Below are 20772 nucleotides of genomic sequence, written 5' to 3'. Positions count from 1 at the left end.
AACGGCCCTTTTCGTTGCGGCCTATTGCGCGCGCTGCATCAGCTCGATGCGGTTGCCGAACGGGTCGTTGACATAACATCTGCGGTAGCCGGCAAGCGGCTCGTCCTCGGCGATCGTCACGCCGCCGGCTTCGAGCCTGAGGATCATCCGCTCGAGATCGTCGACCAAAAAGGCCGGATGGGCCTTGCGCGCGGGCACGAAATCCTCGTCGATGCCGAGGTGCAGGCGGATGCTGCCCCGCTCGAACCAGCAGCCGCCACGGCCAAGCAGATTGGCGGGCTTGACGACCTCCGTCAGCCCGAGCAACCCGCCATAGAAGCCGCGCGCCAAGTCTTCGCCGCCGTCCGGTATCGCAAGCTGCACATGGTCGATGGCGAGCAGCCGGCCGGTCGATGTGGACTCGGGTCCGCCGTCCGTCATTGCGCGTGCAGGTGATAGATCTTGTTGACGATCAGCCAACGGCCGTCGATCTTCACCAGCGACAGGTAATCGGAGAAGCGCTCTCCGGCGAAGCTGTCGATGACCTTCACCGTGGCGGCGTCGCCGGTGATGTCGATCATCTGCACGTCCATTTCCGGCTGTGTTCCGGGTGGTGCCGCACCGGTATCGAGGATCGCCTTGATGAAGCCGTCACGCGTCATCCATTCGAGCGCACCCTGGTAGTTGCCGATGATCGCCGCATCGGGATGGAACGCCTTGCGCAGCGCCCCTTCGTTGGCAAATGCCATGCCGTCCACATAGAGGTGCACCACTGCACTGATCGCCTGCTCGTCGGACATCCCGCTCCTCCCCAGTTGCTTGTTGCTCAGAGGTAGTGCGTTCAGCGGGAATTTCGATGGGCATTCTCTCCGCTGCGGGAGCGGAGAGAAATTTTGGCTCAACGATTGGTGAGTGCCAGCGAGGCGTCGGTGTAGCGTTTTCCTGCGACCAGGTTCGGCGAGAGTGCGTCGGACAGCCGGGTGGTTTCTTCGACCGTGAGCCGGATTTCCGCAGCGGCGGCGTTCTGCTCCAGATGGTCGAGCTTGCGGGCACCCGGGATCGGCACGATGAAATCGCCTTGGTTGATGACCCAGGCGAGCGCCAGCTGGGCGGCGGTCACGCCCTTCTCCTCGGCCAGCGCCTGCAGCGTCTCGACCAGTCGGACGTTGGCGTCGAAGTTCTCCGCCTGGAACCGCGGCAGCGAGCGGCGAAAATCGTCGGCTTCCAGATCCTCGGCTTTGCGGATCGCGCCGGTCAGCATGCCGCGTCCAAGCGGGCTGTATGGCACGAAACCGATGCCGAGTTCGCGGCAAGTGGCAAGCACGTCTTCTTCCGGATCGCGCGTCCACAGCGAATACTCGCTCTGCACCGCGGCGATCGGATGAACCTTGTGGGCGCGGCGGATGGTGGCGGCACTCGCTTCCGAAAGGCCGAGCGCGCGCACCTTGCCCTCGCGCACCAGCTCGGCCATGGCGCCGACGGTGTCCTCGATCGGTACGTCAGGGTCGACGCGGTGCTGGTAGTAGAGATCGATGACATCGGTGCCGAGCCGCTTGAGCGAGGCTTCCGCTACCGCCTTCGCATGCTCCGGCCGGCCGTCGACGCCCCTGATCGCCTGGACGCTCGGCACGCCGGTCTCGATGCGGAAGCCGAACTTGGTGGCGATGACCACCTTGTCACGCACCGGGCCGAGCGCCTTGCCGACGAGCTTTTCGTTCTCGAAGGGACCATAGACTTCGGCCGTGTCGAAGAAGGTGACGCCGAGATCGACGGCGCGCTGCAGCGTGCGGATCGATTCCGCTTCGTCCGCAGCGCCATAGGCGAAACTCATGCCCATGCATCCAAGGCCGATGGTGGAGACGGTAAGCTCACTTCCGAGTTTGCGGGTCTTCATGTCGTGTCCTTTATGGCTGCCATGCGTCGGAGCTAGCGCGTTGGGAGCGCACGTCTATCTTCCGAGGCATGAAATGGTGGGTGGCACCGCCGCCCACGCCCTTTTGTGGCGGCGCGACGGGTTCCTCTGCCTCATCGCCAGACAGCTCCTCGCTTCGTCCTGACGCTGGCGACATGTGAAGAATAGGGCTCGATGGGGCGGCTGAAAATCACTGTCAATTCTCACGGGCTGTTCTATTATTTCGATCAATGAACAGAACACAGCTCTCCCAACTCGCGGTATTGGCCGCCGTCGCCGCCCACGGCAGCTTTCGTGGTGCCGCGCGCGAACTGGGCGTCGCACCTTCGGCCGTCAGCCACGCCGTCGGCAGCCTCGAGGCGAGCCTCGGCATTCGTCTGCTTGCCCGCACCACCCGCAGCGTCGCCCCGACGGAGGAGGGGCGCCGGCTGCTCGAACGGTTGGCGCCGGCGCTCGACGAGATCGCCCATGCACTGGAGGCAGCCGCCGACGCCCGCGAGCGCCCGGCCGGCAATCTGCGCATCACCGCACCGCGGTTCGCTGCCGATCTGATCCTGGCGCCGCGCCTGGGCGCCTTCCTGGATCGGTATCCCGAGATCGTGCTCGAAATCGCCAACGAGGACGGCTTCACCGATATCGTCGAAGAAGGTTTCGACGCCGGCATCCGGCTCGGCGAGAGCCTGGAGGCCGACATGATCGCGGTGAAGGTCGGCCCGGAGCTGGAAAGCGCCGTCGTCGCGTCTCCCGAATATTTCCAACGCTATGGCCGGCCGCAGCACCCGCGCGACCTCGCGCAGCATCGCTGCATCCGCCGGCGCTTCTCCAACGGCACCCTCTATCGCTGGGAATTCGAGAAGCATGGCGAGGAATTGACGGTATCGGTCGAGGGACCGCTGATCCTTGGCGAGGACCGGCCGATCATCAAGGCGACAATGGGCGGCGCCGGTCTCGCCTATCTCTTCCTCTCACGGGTCGAGACCGCGATTGCCGAAGGGAAGCTGGTGCGCGTCATGGAGGACTGGTGCGCGCCCTATGCCGGCCCCTATCTCTACTATCCGAGCCGCCGGCAGATGCGGCCGGCACTGCGCGCTTTCATCGACTTCTTCCGGCACAGCGGATAGCAGCCGGCGCAAAATCGGGTGGCGGGACGGGCCCGGATCTGGAATGCCATTGGTTTCGTGTCTTGATGAGAGGAAGGCCTATGAAAAAGCCCGGTTCGATGAAGGGTCTTGAAGATCTCGGCCGGGTGCGGCTTTCTCGAAACTTCTTCTTTCGCGATTTCCTGCATTCGGAAATCGCCGACTTCTACCGTATCCCGAACATTCCCGATGATCCGGATCTGGCGATCGAGGCCGGGCGCCGTCTCTGCGAGGAACTGCTGGAACCGCTGGAAGCGACCTTCGGCCGCCTCGTCATCCGCTCGGGCTACCGCAACCGCGCCGTCAACGGCTTCGGCAATGCCAATGGGCTCAACTGCTCGACCAATGCGGCCTCTGCCGCCGACCACATCTGGGACATGCGCGATGCCGACGGGTGCATCGGCGCCACCGCCTGCATCGTCATTCCCTGGGTCTGGGATCGACGCGGCGAGATCGGCGGCTGGCAGTCGATCGCCTGGTGGATCCACGACCATCTGCCCTACGCCTCGCTCTGCTTTTTCCCAAAGCTATGGGCTTTCAACATCCAGTGGCACGAGCGGCCGGCGCGCCGGATCATGAGCTTCGTCGAGCCGCGCGGTGTCCTGACCAAGGCCGGCATGGCGAACCAGGCCGGCCGCCACGCCGGGGCCTATGCCGGGTTTCCGGATTTGAGGGCCGCGCCGATATTCACCTTGTAGCGCACATGCTCGTCCGTGCCGGAGTAGCGGTCATAGAGCCGCCGCGCCGTCGCATTGTCGGCCTCGGTGTACCAGTAGAGCCGGTCCCAGCCCTTCTCCTGGCAATGCGCAATGAGATCGTCGATCATCGCCCGCGCCACGCCCTGGCCGCGCGCTGCAGGATCGACATAGAGATCCTCGATGTAGCAGATCGGCCGGCGAAAGAAGGTGGCGAGCTGCTCCTGGCAGATCGCAAAGCTGACCACCTGCCCGTCGAGCATCGCCAGCCGCGCAAAGAGCGGTGCGGCGGGATCCATAAGCCTCTTCCAGGTGAGGTCGATGATGTCTTCGGCGAGATCGGTGCCGGAAAAGGCGACATAACCAGCCCAGAGGCGGCGCCAGTCCGCCTCGTCGCCGCCAGTCGCGGCGCGTATCGTCAATGCCATTGTGTGGTTTTTGCTCCCGTCACTCACCGACGTCGTTGAGTTTTTGCACCGCCTCGTCCGACAAAGTGAGTTCCGCGGAGCGAATGAGGCTTTGCAATTGCTCAAGGCTGGTGGCGCTGGCGATCGGCGCGGTGACGCCCTTGCGTGTCCGGATCCAGGCGAGCGCGATTTCCGCCTGGGTCGCGCCCATGTCGGCCGCGATGTCGTCGAGAACGCCAAGGATGCGCATGCCGCGTCCGTCGAGATATTTCTCGACTCCGCTGCCGCGCACGGAGCCTTCGAGGTCCTTGTGGGTGCGGTATTTCCCCGAAAGGAAGCCCCGCGCCAGCCCGAAATAGCTGATGACGCCGATCTCCTCGGCGATGCAGAGGTCGCGCAGCGGTCCTTCGAATGCGTCGCGGTCGTAGAGATTATATTCCGGCTGCAGCACCTGATAGCGGGGCAGGCCCTGGTTGGCGGACACGTCGAGCGCCTCGCGCAGTTGCAGCGAGTTCAGGTTTGAGGCGCCGATCGCCCGCACCTTGCCTTCGGACAGCAGCTGGTCGTAGGCTGCAAGCGTCTCCTGGTAAGGCGTGTCGGGGTCTGGCCAGTGCGAGAGATAAAGATCGATATGGTCGGTCTGTAGCCGCTTCAGCGAATCTTCGACCGCCTGCAGGATCCAGCGGCGCGAAAGCCCCTTGCGGTCGGGGCCGAGCTCCGAGCCGACCTTGGTGACGATGACGGCCTTGTCGCGCGACCGGCCCGACTGTTTCAGCCACTTGCCGATGATCGTTTCGGACTCGCCGCCCTGATTGCCGGGCGCCCAGGAGGAATAGACATCGGCGGTGTCGATGGCATTGAAGCCGGCATCGAAAAAGGCGTCGAGCAGCGCGAAAGAGGTCTTCTCGTCGGCGGTCCAGCCGAAGACATTGCCGCCGAAGACGAGGGGCGCGATTGTCAGGTCGGTGCGGCCAAGTCTCAGTTTTTCCATGGTTTCGCTCCATTGGACTGGATGAGGGCATGTTGCGATCGGGAGGATTGCGAAGGAAAGATAGGGCAGAAAAGCTGACATTGTCACCCGCCTTTCGGCAATTTTCTGCACGTCGTACTTCTTCGCCAAACCGCTCACTGCCGCTTGCTAGGTACGTACCTCGGCGCTAGTCTCTGCCACCAAATCAGGGAGCCTTGTCATGTTACGTTTCGGAATTCTGTCCACGGCCAGGATCGGCCGCGACCTCGTCGTGCCGGCCATTCAGGATGCGGAAAACGCCGTCGTCTCGGCTGTCGCCAGCCGCGACTTCGCCAAGGCCCGGGCAATGGCCGATCGCTTCTCCGCGCCGCACGCCTTCGGTTCCTACGAAGAGATGCTCGCTTCCGATGTCATCGATGCGGTCTACATTCCGCTGCCGACGGCGCAACATGTGGAATGGTCGGTCAAGGCCGCCAATGCCGGCAAGCATGTGCTTTGCGAAAAGCCGATTGCACTGCGCGCCTCTGAGATCGACCAGCTCATCGCCGCACGTGACCGCAACGGCGTCGTAATCGCCGAAGCCTTCATGGTCACCTATAGCCCGGTCTGGCGAAAGGTCCGCTCCCTGATCGCCGAAGGCGCGATCGGCCGGCTGCGCCACGTCCAGGGCGCCTTCACCTATTTCAACCGCGACCCCAACAACATGCGCAACATCCCGGCGCTCGGTGGCGGCGGCCTGCCGGATATCGGCGTATACCCGACGATCACCACCCGCTTCGTCACGGCCAAGGAGCCGGTGCGCGTCCAGGCAAACACCGATCGCGATCCGGAATTCGGCACGGATATCTATTCGAGCGTGCGCGCCGATTTCGGCGACTTCGAGCTGAGCTTCTACATCTCCACCCAGTTGGCGGCCCGCCAGGTCATGGTCTTCCACGGCGACAAGGGCTTCATCGAGGTGAAGTCGCCCTTCAACGCTGACCGCTATGGCCGCGAGGAAGTGGAGTTGACGAACCAGAACCACGCCCAATCCCAGCTTTTCCGCTTCCAGGACGCGCGCCAGTACAAGCTCCAGGCGGAGGCTTTCGCCCGCGCGGCCAAGGGCGAGGACGAGGAAGTGGTGACGCTGGAAAACTCCCGCCTCAATCAGAAATTCATCGACGCGATCTACCGCGCCAGCGCCAAGGACGGTTGGGAGACCATCTGATCAACGGAAAGGGCCCGCTGGTTTTGCCGGCAGGCCCTTTCCTCTTCATCTCCAGCGATCATCCCGTCAGGCAATCGCTGCCTGTTCCCGCGCAAGGCCGCGCAGCTTGAAGATCAGAAAGTCGGCGACCGTGATCAGGCCGATGACGATGAAGCCGATACCCGCGACAGTGAGGAACGGGTAAGCCGCGACCAGCAGTGCTACGCTTGCCACCTGCCAAAGGATGTCGCCAGCGATGCTGACGCGCGCCGCTGCTGCGACCGGCCCGCCGTTGCGCGCCGCGGCAAGGTGGAAGATCCCCCAAAATACCAACCCGACGCCGAGGATCTTCATCATCGGCGCTGTCGCGGCGGGGCTGAAGAGCGAAGCAAGCGGGGCGGCAAAAAGGATCAGCACGGCGCCGACGGCAAGAGAGTAGACGCCGTCGGCAAGGAAGGTCTTGTTGAGCAGGCTGCGGTTCGAGAGGTTCATCGTCGGCTCCATCGGTTTGTCGATGACCGGAGATTGCCGGTTCGGTGTCATCAAACCAATTACCTCCGAGGTAATGGATTTTACGACCGGCGCGCGCCACTCTCCGGCAGAACGGAGAATCACGACCCATGCAGTTTGGTGAACATCTGAAGGAATGGCGCGGGCACCGCCGCATGAGCCAGCTTGATCTTGCGGTTGCCGCCGGCATCTCGGCGCGCCACCTGTCCTTTCTCGAAACCGGCCGCTCGAAACCGTCGGAGGGCATGATCCTGCGGCTGGCCTCCGTGCTGGAAGTCCCCGCTCGCGACCAGGGCACGCTGTTTTCGGCAGCCGGCTATCGACCGCGCATGGCGACGCGGCCCGCCGCCGGGCTGGACGCCATGCCGCCGGTCGTTGCCAATGCCATCAGGCTGATCCTGGCGCGCCACGATCCCTATCCGGGGCTGGTGCTCGATCACGAGTATACGCTGCTGGTCGTTAATCCGGCGCTGGCGAGCCTGGCGGTTGCCGCCGACATTCCGTTCCAGCCCGGCGAGAACTTTCTCGACACGTTTCTCGGTGACGACAATGTGCGCAAGCTGGTCGTCAACTGGGAGGCCGCGGCCGCCGATCTGGTGCAGCGGGTCAGAACCGAAGCCTGGCTGCAGGGTCCCCGCAGCCGCCTCGGCAAGCGCCTGGAAAAAGCGGCGTCCAATCCGGCCGTGGCGCGTGCGACCGAAAACCATCCGGACACTGACCGGTTGCCGGTGCTGCCGATCGAGCTCGACATCGGCGGCTTGCGCTTAAGCTTCATCACCACGCTTCAGACCTTCGGCTCGACCCAGGATGCGCTGGTCGAGGGGGTGCTGATCGAATCCTTCTTTCCGGCCGACGAGGAGACCAGGGCGTTTTTCGAACGCAAGGGATGATCGGCTATCGGTCGCGCTCCAGGCCGATGGCAATCGCGCCGCAAATCATCAGCGCGACGCCCATGTTGTAAGCGCCGATCGCTGCCGCCGCCTGGATCCAGTCGCCGTTTGCGCCGGCAAGCGCCAGCAGCCCCGTGCCGGCAAACAGGCAGGCGCGGGCGGATTTGAGGCCGCATACGGCAATGCCGAGGACGAAGGATGCGGTGACGATCATGAGGCCCGCTTATCCCCTTAGGAGTTGATGATGATCATGCCGCTGATGATCAGCGCGGCGCCGAAGGCGTAGCGCAGCGTCACCGCCTCGCCGAGAAAGACGGCGGCAAGCAGCGGCACGATGCAGAAGGTAAGCGCCATGAAGGAATAGGCGATCGTCAGTGGCACCGACTTGATCGTGAAGATCCAGATGATCGTGCCGATGCCGTAGACGGCGAGCGCAATCAGCAGGGTGGGGCTGAGGGCCAGAGCCAGGAGCCCCTGGGCACTGGCATTCCCGGTCTTCGCGCTTGTCAGCTTGAAGAGGATCTGCCCGGCCGAGATCAGCACCGGCGTGAAGAACAGCCCGAACCAGACGGTGGGCGTGAGATTGAGGTTCATCGCCATGCCTCACTCCGCCGCGGCAGTTCTGTCTTCGCAATAGAAGATATCGCGGCCGATATCGACGCATGTGTGCTCGGCCGGAACGGGATGCATCGCCCGCAGGAAGGAGTGGGTATAGGGAAAGAAATTGAAGTGCGGATTGAAGGTGTAGCGGTACTCGCGCTCGCGCGGCACGACGATGATCAGGCGCCGGCGAGTGACCCGGCGAAGCTCGGCGATCGCCTTGCGGTAGTCGAGAATGTGCTCGATCACATGCGTGCAAACGACCGTGTCGAATTCGCCGTCCGCAAAGGGCAGGTCCTCGATCATCGCGGCGTGATATTCGATGCCTTCGATCCGGGCCGCATCGTCGATGGCGAAGTCGACACCGGCGAGGCGTTTAAGGTCGGGCTTGGCTTCCCGGATACGCTTCAACAGAACGCCGGTGCCGCAACCGACGTCGCAGACGCTGTCGCCGACGACGCTTGCCGCGATCTTGCGCACGCAGGCTTCGGAATTGTCCGTTCCCTCGTGCACTCTTGGGTGCTGCCGGTAGAGGTCCTCGTACTCGTTCGCCGACAGGAACGGCGCCCGTGCGCGAAAGTCGGCGAGATGGGCGATGTGCTTGCCCCAGGCGAGGCTCGCCATACCCTTGAACAGGCGCGAATCCCTGAGGATCGGCGGCATGACGTCTTCGATCAGGAAGCGTATGCGGTTGGTCGTTTCCCGGTTCATCCGCGGCGCTCCCGCACAATGCGTGGTGCCGACTGCAAGCCGGCTTCCTGGTCCTCGCCCCGGGGCAGAGCGACGCCGCTATCGACCTTCTCCAGCGGCGCAGCCCGTACCGGTGTCGCGATGTAGTGCAGCCGGAGCTGCTCGGTGCGGGCGCGCGAGACCGAATCGAGGATCAGGCCTGCGGTGAACATGATGATCGACATCATCAGCATGGCCAGCGCGAGGACCCAGGTCGGCATGCGCGGCACGAGGCCTGTGGCGAAATATTCGAGCAAGACAGGCATCATGAAGCCGATGCTCGTCGCAAAGAACGCCATGGCGATCACGCCGAAGAACGTGAAGGGCCGCGTTTCTTTCATGAGCATGGCGAAGGTCCAGAGGATCTTGGCGCCATCCTTGTACGTCGACAGCTTGGAATGGGAACCTTCCGGGCGCCGGCCATAGTCCAGTTCAAGCTCCGCGACCGGCAGTTTGAGACGCGAGGCATGGACGGACATCTCCGTTTCGATTTCAAAGCCGTTGGAAATCGCCGGGAAGCTCTTGGCGAAGCGGCGCGAGAGTACGCGGTAACCGGAGAAGATGTCGTTGAAATCGGTACCGAAAATTTCCCGGTACAGAATGTTGAAAAGCCTGTTGCCGAAGGCGTGACCCTGCCTGCCGGCATCGTCGTGAACGCCGCGCCGCGTGCCGACGACCATGTCGGCGCGCTCGGTGATCAAGGTGCGGATCAGGTCTTCCGCATCGGTCGGGCAATAGGTGCTGTCGCCGTCGGCCATGACATAGATGTCGGCGTCGATATCGGCGAGCATGCGGCGCACCACGTGCCCCTTGCCCTGCCGGCGTTCACGTACGACGGTCGCGCCGGCAAGCATCGCCTTCAACGCCGTGCCGTCGGTCGAGTTGTTGTCGTAGACGTAAATTCGCGCCGTCGGCAGTGCCGTCTGGAAACCCTCGACCACCTGTCCGATGGTCGATGCTTCGTTGTAGCAAGGCAGGAGAACGGCGATGTTGAAGCGGTCGAACATCAAGGTGGCTCGGTTGCTGTTGGATCGCGCCATCATAGGATCAGGGTGTTAACAAGACGCCAAGGTGCGCCGCGCGGGCCGGTCGATGCGACCGGCCTCGCCGCCGCGCGCTTTACGCTTTCTTGATCGCAGGGACGTAAGATCCACGCGATCTAGAGGGCGGGAACCTATGTCGAGCGGAATGGCGGCACTACCGGAAATGGCGGCTACGCCCAGGCAGCGGCGGCTCTCGTCGAGCCTCCTTGGGATGGTGCTCGCCTATGGCGTGCCCACGGTTCTTTTCCTCGTCACCCAGTTCATGCGGGCGCCGGATTATCTCGGCCGCGACAATGACGATGCCATGCGCCTGGTCGAGGTGCGCGACCTCCTCGCCGGACAGAGCTGGTTCGACCTCACCCAGCCCCGCCTGGGGCTTGAGGGCGGAACGCTGATGCACTGGTCGCGCCTGATCGATCTGCCGATCGCCGGGCTCATGTCGATTTTTCGGCCTTTTGTCGGCGTGGAGCAGGCAGAAGTCCTGGCGCTTGCGATCTGGCCGATGGCGCTCGCGGTCGGGCTGCTTGCGGCGATGGGGCTCGCCGGACGCCGTGCCGGCGGCACGGTCGCCATGCATTTCTGCCTGGGGCTGACCGCGATCTTCATCGCCACCTCGAACCGTTTCCTCGGGGGGGCCATCGATCACCACAATGTGCAACTGGTGCTGGCCGCGGTCATGGCGGCGATGCTCGTCGATCGACGGTATCGTGCCCTAAACTATGCGCTTGCGGGAGCGGCGGCCGCACTCGCGATCGCCGTAGGTGCCGAAACCACGCCACTCGTGGCGGTCGTCTGCGCAATCGTTGCCTGCCAGTGGCTCTGGGCCGGCCAGACGGCCGCGCGTTCGACCGTCGCCTTCGGCCTGTCGCTGGCAGCCGGCCTCAGCGTCATCTTCTTTTCGACCGTGCCGCCGCGCCTCTATTTCGTCGCGACCTGCGACAATCTCTCGATCGCCTTCTATTCGCTGGCGCTGACGGGAGGCGTTCTCCTCGCGCTCGCCGCCGCCACTGTCAGCCACCGCGCGCCAGCGCTGCGCTTCGGCGCGCTCGCTCTCTGCGGTCTCGTCGTTGCCGCGGTCGCCCTGTCGGTGGCGCCGCAATGCCTCGGTAATCCACTGGCCGGTCTCGATCCGCTGCTCATCGAGCTCTGGCTCGACCATATCTCCGAAGCCCGTTCCGTCACGCTGATCGCTGCGCAGGAGCCGACCAATATCGGCGCCTACTATTTCACCGGCGCCTTTGCCTCGGCCATCTGCCTCTGGCGCATCTTGCATCGCGACCGGATCGATCTCCATCTGGTGCTCCTTGCCTTGGTGCTTTCGAGCCTGGCGATCGCCCTCGTCCAGGTCCGCGGTATGGCATTTTCCAACCTGCTCGCCATCGTGCCGATGGCCCTGCTGCTTGCCGACCTGCGTGCGCGGTCGAGCGGCGGAACGGCTGGCGCCCGCGCCTCCCTTCTCTATGTCGGAGCGCTGCTCGTTTCCGTTCCGGCGATGTGGGCCGTTGCCGGAACGCTTGCGGAAAAGGGGATCAGCGGGTTTGCTGCCGCGGAAGCAGCGGTCACGAACGGCGAGGCGTGCCTGACCGACGCCGCCCTTGCCGATATTGGGCGGCTGGCGCCGTCGCTGGTCGTCGGACCGTCGGATATCGGCGCGACGCTGCTTCGCCGCACCGAACACCGCGTGCTCAGCGCGCCCTATCATCGCAATGCCGGCGGCATGCTCCGCGAGCTGAAGATCGGCCTGGCCGAGCCTGGAGCCGCCGCCGTCCTGTTGCACCAGCTCGGGCAGCCGGTGCTCGCCTTCTGCGCCGTTGACGCTCAAACGCAGGTCATAGCTGCCCGCGCTCCGCGTGGTCTCTATGCGGATCTCGCCGCCGGGCGCGTGCCGGCATTCCTGTCGCCCCTGCCTGTTTCGAAAGGCTCGCCCATCCGGCTCTATACGCTTGCGCCTTGAGCGCCACGCCCCTGGCGCGTGGAAAGCGTGAGGGATGTGCTGGCCTTCGGCGAAGGGTGCGGTAAAAGAGGCAATGGCCTCTTTCTTCGACAGCGATTCTCCGAGCAACCTCACCGAATATTCGGTGTCCGAGCTTTCGGGCTCGATCAAGCGAACGGTCGAACAGGCCTTCGACCAGGTGCGCGTGCGCGGCGAAATCTCCGGCTATCGCGGCCCTCATTCGTCGGGCCACGCCTATTTCGCGCTCAAAGACGATCGGGCGCGCATCGATGCAGTCATCTGGAAGGGTACCTTCTCGCGCCTGCGCTTCCGTCCGGAAGAGGGCATGGAGGTGATCGCGACCGGCAAGGTCACGACCTTCCCGGGCTCGTCGAAGTATCAGATCGTCATCGAGACGATGGAACCGGCCGGCGCCGGCGCACTGATGGCGCTGCTCGAAGAGCGCAAGCGCAAGCTCGCCGCCGAAGGGCTCTTCGACGCCAATCGCAAGCGGCAGCTGCCCTATATGCCCAAGGTGATCGGTGTCGTGACGTCGCCGACCGGTGCCGTCATCCGCGACATCCTGCACCGCATCGCCGACCGCTTTCCCGTCCATGTCGTCGTCTGGCCGGTTCGCGTGCAGGGCGATGGCTCGGGTGACGAGGTGGCAGCGGCGATCCGCGGCTTCAACGCGATCGAGCCCGGCGGGCCGATTGCGCGGCCGGATGTCCTGATCGTCGCGCGTGGCGGCGGCAGCCTTGAAGACCTCTGGGGCTTCAACGACGAGGCCGTCGTGCGCGCCGCCGCCGCCTCCGGGATCCCGCTGATTTCGGCCGTCGGCCACGAGACCGACTGGACGCTGATCGACTATGCCGCCGACCAGCGCGCGCCGACGCCGACGGGTGCAGCGGAAATGGCGGTGCCGGTCAGGGCCGATCTCGAAGCCGGTCTCTCCGGCCTGTCGGCACGCCTCAAGTCGGCTGTCGGACGCCAGATGGACAATCGCCGCCAGGCGGTGCGGTCTCTGGCGCGGGCGCTGCCGTCGCTCGACCAGTTGCTGGCGCTGCCGCGCCGCCGTTTCGACGAGGCTGCACTCGGGCTCGGGCGCGGGCTCACGATGAACACGGCGAACAAGCGTCGTCAGTTCGAACGCGTGTCTACCGAGCTGCGTGCCGACCTTCTCAAGGGCAAGCTTTCCGAGCGTCGCCAGCGCCTGGTCGATGCCATGAACAAGGCCGACCGCATCGTCGAGCGGCAGGTACATCGCGGCGAGGCGCGGGTTTCTGCGGCCGACGCTGCGCTGCGCGCCTTACCCTCGCGCCTCATCGGCCAGATCCATCGGGCATCCGATCGCGTCGCCGGGCTTGCTGCCCGGTCCGATGCGGCCGTGCGCGCCGACGTGCGACGCCTGCGCAGCGTCATCGTCGCCCAGGATCGCATCCTGCAGTCGCTTTCCTATCGCAACGTCCTGCAGCGCGGTTTTGCGCTGGTGCGCGATGCCGAAGGCGGGCCGGTGCGCCAGGCTGCGTCCGTCTCGGTCGGCATGACGCTCAGCCTGGAATTTGCCGACGGTCGCGTGTCGGCGATTGCCGGCGACGGGGAGGGCGAGCCAGGTTCTCCGCCGACGGCGCCCCGCAAGAAGCAGCCGAAGCCCGCAGACCCGGCGGGAGACCCGCCGAAACAGGGCAACCTGTTCTAGCGCGTCATCCCGCTGTCATGCCGACGACGTAACGCCAGCGTTCGCAAGAGAGTGACGGAGCCCGGCATGGTCGAGCGAGCCAAGATTATCTTCATCCACGGCGCCTCCAGCAGCGGGAAATCGACGCTGGCGCGGGCGGTCCAGGCGCAGATCGGCGCGCCGTTCTGGCATGTTTCGATCGACCATCTTCGCGATTCGGGGACGGTGCCAATGGAAAGGTTCCGCCGCGGCGATTTTCGTTGGAAGGAACACCGGGCGCGTTTCTTCGACGGTTTTCACCGCTCGCTGGTCGCCTATGCGTCAGCCGGCAACAATCTCCTGCTGGAGCACATTCTCGAAGAGCCCGGCTGGGCGTCTGAGCTCGCGGTGATGCTTCAGCCGTTCGATGTGTTTTTTGTCGCGCTTCATTGTGAACGCGACGAACTCATCCGGCGCGAACGGCTTCGCGCCGACCGGCCGATCGGCAGCGCCGCAGATGATTTTCACCGCATTCACGTCGGACAGTGTTACGATCTGGAGCTTGGTCCGGGACAGGCCGCCGATGACGCCGCCGCGCAATTGATTTCCGCCTGGTCAGTGCGCCGCTCGCCCTCCGTCTTCGACACACTGGCGCTGGAAGCCCGGGCAGGATCGGGCAAATCCCCGTTCTGAAGAAGGCGGCTGCTGGCGGTCCAGGGAGCGAGCGTGTCGGCTCGCATGACTGCCTCCTCGGCGCGGCCTGACGGTCGCGAAAAACGGCATTGTATTCGGTTGATTTTTAAGCTCATTTTCCCGGCGACGGATCTTGATTCCAGATCGATATGTTAGGAACACCGCATGCGCATCCTGCTCGTGCTTGCCCACCCGCTCGAAGACAGTTTTGCCGCGAACGTGGCGCGTGAAGCGCGCGCCGCCTTGGAGGCGAGGGGACATTCGGTCGACTTGCTCGATCTCTATCGCGAGGATTTCGATCCGCGCCTCAGCGTCGCTGAGCGCGGCAGTTACTTCTCCGACACCTATGATCGGTCAGGCGCGGCAGATTGGATCGGCCGGCTGCAGGCGGCCGATGGGCTGGTGCTCGTCTTCCCGCAATGGTGGTTCAATTTTCCGGCGATCCTGAAGGGCTTCTTCGATCGCGTCTTTGCGCCGGGCATCGCCTTCGACAACGACCCGGCCGGCGGCCGCATCATCCCGCGGCTCCACAATATCAAGCTCTTCTGGGCGCTGACGACGACCGGCTCGCCCTGGTGGGTGGTGCATCTCTACATGGGCAATCCGGTGAAGCGGCTTTTGAAGCGCGGCATCGCCGCCTTCTGCGCCAAGGGACTGAACTTCCGCATGCTCGCGCTGCACGACATGGACCGGGCGACCGACGCCAAGCGCAAGGCGCATCTGCAGCGTGTCCGTCGGCTTGCCTCCAGTCTGTGATCGCGGCTACTCGAACGTCGCAAGATATTTGCGCAGCAGTGCGTTGAGGACTACGCGTTCCTCGGGCGACAGCGCGGAAACGACGCGATGCTGGTTGGCCACATGCGCGGTCGCGGCCTCGTCGACACGGCGCAAGCCCTCGTCCGTCAAGGCGATGATCACCCCCCGCCTGTCCTCGGGATTGGCGATCCGTTCGACGAGCCCGGCCTTTTCAAGCTGATCGATGCGGTTGGTCATGGTGCCGGAGCTGACCATGGTCGTATCCAGAAGGTCTCCGGGCGAAAGCCGATAGGGCGGTCCGGACCGACGAAGCGTCGCGAGCACGTCGAAGCTCGACGCATTCAATCCGCGCTCGGAAAACGACTTCTCGATTTCCCGGGCGATATGTGTCGAAACCCGTGAGAGCCGGCCAAGCAGGCCCATGGCCGAAACATCGAGGTCCGGCCGCTCCCGGTGCCATTGGGCCAAAATCCTGTCGACGCGATCCATCAAAACCTCCATGCATTTATCTCAGCATAGAGTATCTTGACTTAGAGATAAACCGCGTTATCGTCATTTTATCTTGATATAGAGATTCTTGAGGTAAAGATATGACTTCGAACCGCACCGTCGACCTTGCCTTGACCGCGCTGGCACCGGCCATCTGGGGCAGCACCTATCTCGTCACCACAGAGTTCCTGCCGTCTGGCTATCCGTTGACGGTTGCCATGCTGCGGGCCCTGCCGGCGGGGTTGCTCCTGCTCCTGATTGTGCGGCGCCTGCCGGACGGTATCTGGTGGCCGCGGACCTTCGTGCTCGGCGCGCTCAACTTCTCCTTCTTCTGGGCCATGCTGTTCGTTTCCGCTTACAGGCTGCCAGGCGGCGTCGCCGCAACCGTCGGTGCCGTTCAGCCGCTGATCGTCATCCTTTTGTCGCGCGTCTTCCTGGGCTCGCCGATCCGCCTGCTCAGCGTGGTTGCCGGCCTTGCGGGCATTGCCGGCGTCGCCCTGCTGGTGCTGACGCCGGGCGCCGCGCTCGATCCGCTCGGGGTGCTCGCTGGTCTCGCCGGAGCCGTCTCCATGGCCTTCGGCACGGTGCTGAGCCGCCACTGGGCGCCGCCGGTTCCGCCGCTCACCTTCACTGCCTGGCAATTGGCGGCCGGTGGCCTCATGCTCGTGCCGGTGGCGCTGTTCTTCGAGCCGTCGCTGCCGCCGCTGACCACCGCCAACGTCCTCGGTCTCGCCTATCTCGGCTTGATCGGCGCCGCCTTCACCTATCTGCTCTGGTTCCGCGGCCTGTCGCGCCTCGAACCTTCTGCCGTCTCGCCGCTCGGTTTCCTGAGCCCGGTCGTTGCCATCCTGCTCGGCTGGGGCGTGCTCGGCGAGCAACTGACGCCGGTGCAGGCGCTCGGCATCCTCGTCGTCTTCATCAGCGTCTGGCTCAGCCAGCGCGCGCAACTCGCCCCCAAGGTGCGAGCGGCGCGCGCCTGAAAGCAGGGCTTGCAACCACAGCGCATGCGCTTCACATTGCCGGCAACGTCAATCCTCAAAGAAGCGCACGCCCTGATGACCGAGCATCTGACGCCAGCGCACTATTCCGATCTCCTCCGTTTCGCGAGGCGGCAAAGCCGCCGTGCGGCCGAAGCGGAGGATTTGCTGCATGAGGCGCTGATCGTCGCGCTCAAGGCAGGGCGTTTTCCAACCGGCGGCGATCGCGCCTGGTTCTGCGGTGTTCTCCGCAAGCTCGCAGCGATGCAGGCGCGCACCGCTGCTCGCCGTTTGCGCCGCGAGCTGCAAGCGGACGTTCCCGAAGTGGAAGAGCGGCGCTCTGGCGATCCGCTGGCGTTCGCCGTCACGCTTTCCCCGAGCCTCAGGATCGTGATGCTGCTGGCGATCGGCGGCCACAATCGCCTCGAAATCCGTCATCTCCTCGGCATTTCCGATGAAGCGTTGCGCCAGCGCATCCTGATGCTGCGCCGGGCCTGGCGCGATGCCGGCCATGTCGAGATCAATCTGGAACTGACCGGACTTCGCTATCCGCTCGAAAGCGGCCGTATTCGTCAGGCCCTCCTGCCGGTCACCCGCGGCGGCCGCGCCGCCTTTGCCAGCCACGATCCGGACGGCCATCTCTTCGCGATCAATTTTTCGCCGCGCGCGTCTCACGAAACGGCAACCGGCGGCAACAAGCCGGCGTAACAAACACAAGGGAAGCAACCAATGTTGTCGAAACCACGTATCGGGGCCATCTGCTACTTCGTCTCGGATCTCACCCGCACGGAAGCCTTCTACCGTGATGTTCTGGGTCTCAACGTCCAGCGCATGGAGGACGACGAAGCCGGTTCCTGGCTGATGGCGAAGATAGAAGACGAGGTCGAGTTGATCTTCTTCGTCGTGGAGAGCAAGCCGGGCAACACACCGATCGTTGTGTTCGATCTCGCCGAAGGCGGCATCGACGATGTGGTCGCGGGCCTCGCTGAAAAGGGAACCACCATCGTCACGCCGGTGAGCCATGCGCCCGGCGGCTGGTCGGCAGAATTCGCCGATCCCGATGGCCACGTGCTGTCCCTTTACCAATCGGCGGAGATGCCGCGTCTGAAGCGGGCTGCCAACGGCTGAAGGGGCGTTTCCCCAATAGAAAAGGCCGCCGCATGTGTTGCGGCGGCCACAAGCCTTTCAGGTCGGACGAGACCGGGGAGGGGCCGTGATCAGGCCCATTCACCCTTTCGCATGACCGGGACGCGGCTACCATCGGCGCGCACGCCGTCGATGTCGACCTGGCCCGAACCGATCATCCAGTCGATGTGGATCAGGCTGGAATTGCCGCCCTGGGCGCGGATCTGTTCCGGCGTCAGCTTGGTGTCGTCGACGAAACAGCCGGAATAGCACTGGCCGAGCGCGATGTGGCACGAGGCGTTTTCATCAAACAGCGTGTTGTAGAACAGGATGCCGCTTGCCGAGATCGGCGAGGAATGCGGCACCAGAGCCACTTCGCCGAGCCGGCGCGCGCCCTCGTCGGTGTCTAGCACCTTGTTCAGTACTTCCTCGCCGCGCGATGCCTTGGCTTCGACGATCCGGCCGCCCTCGAAACGCACCTGGATGTTGTCGATCAGCGTGCCCTGGTGCGACAGCGGCTTGGTCGAGGAGACATGGCCTTCGACGCGCAGCGCATGCGGCGTCGTGAACACTTCCTCGGTCGGGATGTTCGGGTTGCAGGTGACGCCGTTCTTGGCCTCCGATGCGCCGCCGCACCAGAGATGGCCATCGGCAAGCCCGACGGTCAGATCGGTGCCCGGGCCGGTAAAGTGCAACGCGGCAAAGCGCTCGCCGTTCAGCCAGGCCGAGCGCCGGGCGAGGTTGGCGTTGTGCTCCTTCCAGGCGGCCACCGGATCGGCGACATCGACGCGCGAGGCGGCGAAGATGGCGTTGGCGAGCTTCTCGACGGCAACCTCTTCCGGGTCGTTCGGGAAGACGAGCTTCGCCCAGGACGGGTTCGGGTAGGAAACGATGTTCCAGTTGATGTCGAAGTTCGAGATCTTTTCGAGCGCCGGCTTATAGGCAATGGAATTTGCCTTGTTGGCCCGCGCCACCTTGGCCGGATCCTGCGCCGAAAGCATCATCGGGTTGTCGCCGGAGATCGCAAGCCGCGCTGCACCACCGGCGAAAGCTTCGGCCATGCCCTTGAACAGCCAGTCGCTTGCCCGGTCGAAGCTCTCGTCCGGTGCATAGGCATAACGCGAAAGCGTCGTGTCCTCGTCCGAATAGAGCGTCGTCACGAGGCCGGCACCGGCCTTGTAGGCGTGCTTGGTGATCAGGCGAACAAGCGGCATCGCCGCGACCGGCGCAGTCATGACAAGGTCCTGACCGCGCTGAAGCTGCAGGCCGACCTGGATCGCGACTTCCGCGAGCTTGTCGAGTTTCACCGGGTCGATCGGATCGGGCGTATTGGCGGGAAAGGTCATGATCTACCTGTCTTTCTGAAATCGGAAGAAGAAGACTTAGAGCGCTTTGCGGCGAAAATGAAGGCTGAGCCCGGGAGGTTTCGTGCAATCAGCGCGCGCCGAGGGCCGCACGCACCCGCTCGACATTGCTCCTGTGCACAGCCTCATAAGGCGCGAAATAGAGGATCGCGCCGGAGGCGATATCCTCGGCGGCGAATTCCTTGAGTGTGCCGATGGCAGAACCGGTCGCGATCGCGCGGGTCAGCCGCTCGAGATAGCCGCGATTGGCATCGATCAGTTTCGGTCCGTAGCCGCCGCTGGCGATGCGTTCGCGATCGCCATGGGCGGGTAGAATCCGAGCAATCTGCCATTGCCGCAGGCGCTTGAGTTCCGCGATGTGCGTCGCCGTCTGCTCAGCCTCGCTGATGAAGGTCGTCGTATCCTCAAGCGTATCGCCCGCCAGCAGCAACTTCTCCTCGGGCAGCCAGATCACGTTGCCATCGGCGCTATGGATGGCGAAGTGATGCAGTTCGACCCGGCGTGCGCCGACGGTCAGTGCAAGCGTCTCGTCGAACAGGCGGTTCGGCATCACGAGGGGCTGGATCGGCGGCGTCGCCGTTTCGATCTTCTCGCGGTTTTCTTCAAGTTTCGCTGCCGTCAGCTTGAGGGCGATGATCTCGCAATCGGCAAAGACCGCATTTCCGGCCACATGGTCCTTATGCCAATGGCTGAGCACGACGCGGATCGCGGTGACGCCAAGGCTTTCGAGATGGTTGCGGATCGCCCGGGCGTGATCGAGCGAGATATGCGTGTCGTAGACCAGCGCTTGCGCGCCGTCGACGATGGCATAGGAGGCGACGCCGAGTTCGTAGGCGCCGTCATCGAGCCAGTTCGCCGCCTGCGAATAGAGCCGCATTCCGGCAACACGCCCATCATAGTAGGCATAGACGCCGGGATAGGGCTCAAGAACCGTAAGGGTCGAGATCATGTCGGTCACAAGGCGCTCCTCCAGCATGGCTTGCGCCCTGTCATAGAGCAGGCGCGCGCCAAACTGAAGGACGGCGTGATCACGCGCTCTTCGCTATGCCTGTCCGGCGCGCAGCAGATAGGCGTCGTGCTCCCTGAGGAAGGTCATCAGCCGCTCACCGTAATCCGGCGTCACGGCCGCCTTGACGCTCGGCCGCTCGGCGAGCGCCTTGCGCCAGGCGCCGACACGATCGAGTCCGTCGAAAATGCCGTGATCTGCAAGCGTGTCGAAGAGATCGAAGTAACGGAAGATCGGTGCGAAGACCGCATCGACGAGCGAAAATTGTGTACCGGCAAAGTAGGGACCTTCGCCAAGTGCCGCTTCCATGGTCACAAGTTTGCCGGCCACCGCCTGGCGTTTCTGTTCGTAGGTTTCCCGGTCCTTCGCAGTCTCGAAGCCCCAGAGATCCGAAAGGATCGACGAGCCGAATTCCATCCAGCCGCGATGACGGGCGCGCTCCAGCGCGTCTTCGGGGTGAAGCTTCGGGCCGGCTTGGCTTTCCTCGACATATTCGGCGATGACGGAGCTTTCAAACAGTACCTTTTCGCCGCTCTGCTGCGGCACCTGCAACAGCGGCACCTTGCCGAGCGGCGAGATTTTCAGGAACCAGTCGGGCTTGGCCTTGAGGTCGATATAGGTCCGCTCGAAGCGAACGCCTTTTTCGTCGAGCGCGATCGAGGCACGCTGCACATAGGGGCAGAGATGGTGGCTGACGAGGGTAAGCATGGCA

The 20772-nt window shown here is 64.1% G+C and carries 25 protein-coding genes; 11 read left to right on the top strand and 14 right to left on the bottom strand.

Annotated features, from left to right (window positions below; translation table 11 throughout):
• Positions 1-21: 21 nt before the first annotated feature.
• From IB272_RS04470 to IB272_RS04460, 3 genes are all read right to left on the bottom strand, one after another.
• Positions 22-420 (bottom strand): VOC family protein, encoded by a 399-nt coding sequence (locus IB272_RS04470; RefSeq protein WP_060580599.1) that lies wholly within the window; start codon positions 418-420, stop codon positions 22-24.
• Entirely contained in the window at positions 417-779 is a 363-nt protein-coding gene (locus IB272_RS04465; protein ID WP_034804642.1) for a nuclear transport factor 2 family protein, read from the bottom strand. The genes IB272_RS04470 and IB272_RS04465 overlap by 4 nt, the downstream gene beginning before the upstream one ends.
• Before the next feature lie 98 nt (positions 780-877).
• On the bottom strand, positions 878-1873 hold the full coding sequence (locus IB272_RS04460; RefSeq protein WP_060580600.1) for an aldo/keto reductase: 996 nt from the start codon (positions 1871-1873) through the stop codon (positions 878-880).
• Between the two features lie 248 nt (positions 1874-2121).
• Here IB272_RS04460 and IB272_RS04455 point away from each other — a divergent pair, with 248 nt between their 5' ends.
• Positions 2122-3012 (top strand): LysR family transcriptional regulator, encoded by an 891-nt coding sequence (locus IB272_RS04455; protein ID WP_034804636.1) that lies wholly within the window; start codon positions 2122-2124, stop codon positions 3010-3012.
• Between the two features lie 80 nt (positions 3013-3092).
• Entirely contained in the window at positions 3093-3728 is a 636-nt protein-coding gene (locus tag IB272_RS04450; protein ID WP_060580601.1) for a hypothetical protein, read from the top strand.
• Here the strand turns inward: IB272_RS04450 and IB272_RS04445 are convergent.
• Together IB272_RS04445 and IB272_RS04440 are read right to left on the bottom strand one after the other, a co-directional pair.
• Positions 3680-4153, bottom strand: coding sequence for a GNAT family N-acetyltransferase (locus tag IB272_RS04445; RefSeq protein ID WP_060580602.1), 474 nt, complete (start codon positions 4151-4153; stop codon positions 3680-3682). The two genes, IB272_RS04450 and IB272_RS04445, sit on opposite strands and share 49 nt — an antisense overlap.
• Positions 4154-4172: 19 nt before the next feature.
• The gene (locus tag IB272_RS04440) at positions 4173-5123 is read right to left on the bottom strand and encodes an aldo/keto reductase (protein ID WP_060580603.1); all 951 of its coding nucleotides are present in this window, start codon (positions 5121-5123) and stop codon (positions 4173-4175) included.
• Positions 5124-5322: 199 nt separating this feature from the next.
• Between IB272_RS04440 and IB272_RS04435 the strand changes: the two genes are divergently transcribed.
• The gene (locus tag IB272_RS04435) at positions 5323-6309 is read left to right on the top strand and encodes a Gfo/Idh/MocA family oxidoreductase (protein WP_029742452.1); all 987 of its coding nucleotides are present in this window, start codon (positions 5323-5325) and stop codon (positions 6307-6309) included.
• Positions 6310-6375: 66 nt separating this feature from the next.
• Here the strand turns inward: IB272_RS04435 and IB272_RS04430 are convergent, their stop codons facing one another.
• Positions 6376-6831: a hypothetical protein gene (locus tag IB272_RS04430; RefSeq protein WP_051659679.1), complete on the bottom strand. Its 456-nt coding sequence runs from the start codon at positions 6829-6831 to the stop codon at positions 6376-6378.
• 77 nt (positions 6832-6908) lie between these two features.
• On the opposite strand from IB272_RS04430, the gene IB272_RS04425 reads away from it, so the two are divergent.
• Positions 6909-7688, top strand: a complete 780-nt coding sequence (locus tag IB272_RS04425) for a helix-turn-helix transcriptional regulator (protein WP_034804627.1) — start codon at positions 6909-6911, stop codon at positions 7686-7688.
• A 4-nt stretch (positions 7689-7692) separates the two neighbouring features.
• Here IB272_RS04425 and IB272_RS04420 read toward each other — a convergent pair whose 3' ends face one another.
• The 4 genes from IB272_RS04420 to IB272_RS04405 are packed head-to-tail and all read right to left on the bottom strand — an operon-like array spanning position 7693 to position 10024.
• Positions 7693-7902 carry a hypothetical protein gene (locus tag IB272_RS04420; protein ID WP_034804625.1) on the bottom strand — a complete coding sequence of 70 codons (210 nt, stop codon included), beginning with the start codon at positions 7900-7902 and terminating at the stop codon, positions 7693-7695.
• A gap of 17 nt (positions 7903-7919) precedes the next feature.
• Positions 7920-8288 (bottom strand): transporter, encoded by a 369-nt coding sequence (locus IB272_RS04415; protein WP_234798717.1) that lies wholly within the window; start codon positions 8286-8288, stop codon positions 7920-7922.
• 3 nt (positions 8289-8291) lie between these two features.
• On the bottom strand, positions 8292-8999 hold the full coding sequence (locus tag IB272_RS04410; protein ID WP_060580604.1) for a class I SAM-dependent methyltransferase: 708 nt from the start codon (positions 8997-8999) through the stop codon (positions 8292-8294).
• The gene (locus IB272_RS04405) at positions 8996-10024 is read right to left on the bottom strand and encodes a glycosyltransferase family 2 protein (RefSeq protein ID WP_090296428.1); all 1029 of its coding nucleotides are present in this window, start codon (positions 10022-10024) and stop codon (positions 8996-8998) included. The genes IB272_RS04410 and IB272_RS04405 overlap by 4 nt, the downstream gene beginning before the upstream one ends.
• Positions 10025-10193: 169 nt before the next feature.
• On the opposite strand from IB272_RS04405, the gene IB272_RS04400 reads away from it, so the two are divergent.
• From IB272_RS04400 to IB272_RS04385, 4 genes are all read left to right on the top strand, one after another.
• A complete protein-coding gene (locus IB272_RS04400; protein WP_113135384.1) occupies positions 10194-12014 on the top strand; it encodes a hypothetical protein in 1821 nt (606 codons plus the stop codon).
• Between the two features lie 73 nt (positions 12015-12087).
• On the top strand, positions 12088-13692 hold the full coding sequence (gene xseA, locus IB272_RS04395; protein WP_060580683.1) for an exodeoxyribonuclease VII large subunit: 1605 nt from the start codon (positions 12088-12090) through the stop codon (positions 13690-13692).
• A 66-nt stretch (positions 13693-13758) separates the two neighbouring features.
• A complete protein-coding gene (locus IB272_RS04390) occupies positions 13759-14343 on the top strand; it encodes an AAA family ATPase (protein ID WP_049811022.1) in 585 nt (194 codons plus the stop codon).
• Between the two features lie 165 nt (positions 14344-14508).
• On the top strand, positions 14509-15099 hold the full coding sequence (locus tag IB272_RS04385; protein ID WP_060580606.1) for an NAD(P)H-dependent oxidoreductase: 591 nt from the start codon (positions 14509-14511) through the stop codon (positions 15097-15099).
• A gap of 6 nt (positions 15100-15105) precedes the next feature.
• On the opposite strand, the gene IB272_RS04380 is transcribed toward IB272_RS04385, so the two are convergent.
• Positions 15106-15600 (bottom strand): MarR family transcriptional regulator, encoded by a 495-nt coding sequence (locus IB272_RS04380; protein ID WP_113135386.1) that lies wholly within the window; start codon positions 15598-15600, stop codon positions 15106-15108.
• An 89-nt stretch (positions 15601-15689) separates the two neighbouring features.
• Between IB272_RS04380 and IB272_RS04375 the strand changes: the two genes are divergently transcribed.
• The 3 genes from IB272_RS04375 to IB272_RS04365 all read left to right on the top strand — a co-directional run bounded on the left by IB272_RS04375 (position 15690) and on the right by IB272_RS04365 (position 17693).
• Complete coding sequence (locus IB272_RS04375; protein ID WP_060580607.1) at positions 15690-16568, top strand: EamA family transporter; 879 nt, start codon at positions 15690-15692, stop codon at positions 16566-16568.
• A 75-nt stretch (positions 16569-16643) separates the two neighbouring features.
• On the top strand, positions 16644-17273 hold the full coding sequence (locus IB272_RS04370; protein ID WP_060580684.1) for a sigma factor: 630 nt from the start codon (positions 16644-16646) through the stop codon (positions 17271-17273).
• 21 nt (positions 17274-17294) lie between these two features.
• Complete coding sequence (locus IB272_RS04365) at positions 17295-17693, top strand: VOC family protein (protein ID WP_034804610.1); 399 nt, start codon at positions 17295-17297, stop codon at positions 17691-17693.
• A gap of 89 nt (positions 17694-17782) precedes the next feature.
• Here IB272_RS04365 and IB272_RS04360 read toward each other — a convergent pair whose 3' ends face one another.
• From IB272_RS04360 to IB272_RS04350, 3 genes are all read right to left on the bottom strand, one after another.
• Entirely contained in the window at positions 17783-19036 is a 1254-nt protein-coding gene (locus IB272_RS04360; RefSeq protein ID WP_034804607.1) for an aminopeptidase, read from the bottom strand.
• A gap of 88 nt (positions 19037-19124) precedes the next feature.
• Positions 19125-20003: an MBL fold metallo-hydrolase gene (locus IB272_RS04355; protein WP_246810314.1), complete on the bottom strand. Its 879-nt coding sequence runs from the start codon at positions 20001-20003 to the stop codon at positions 19125-19127.
• 93 nt (positions 20004-20096) lie between these two features.
• Entirely contained in the window at positions 20097-20768 is a 672-nt protein-coding gene (locus tag IB272_RS04350; protein WP_246810297.1) for a glutathione S-transferase family protein, read from the bottom strand.
• Positions 20769-20772: the final 4 nt, after the last annotated feature.

Origin of the sequence: Ensifer sp. ENS08 (assembly GCF_014852195.1) — a bacterium.
In the GTDB taxonomy this organism is placed as follows: domain Bacteria; phylum Pseudomonadota; class Alphaproteobacteria; order Rhizobiales; family Rhizobiaceae; genus Ensifer; species Ensifer adhaerens.
The sequence above is the reverse complement of the archived record's forward strand: the minus strand, read 5'-3'. Positions and strand labels throughout refer to the sequence as shown.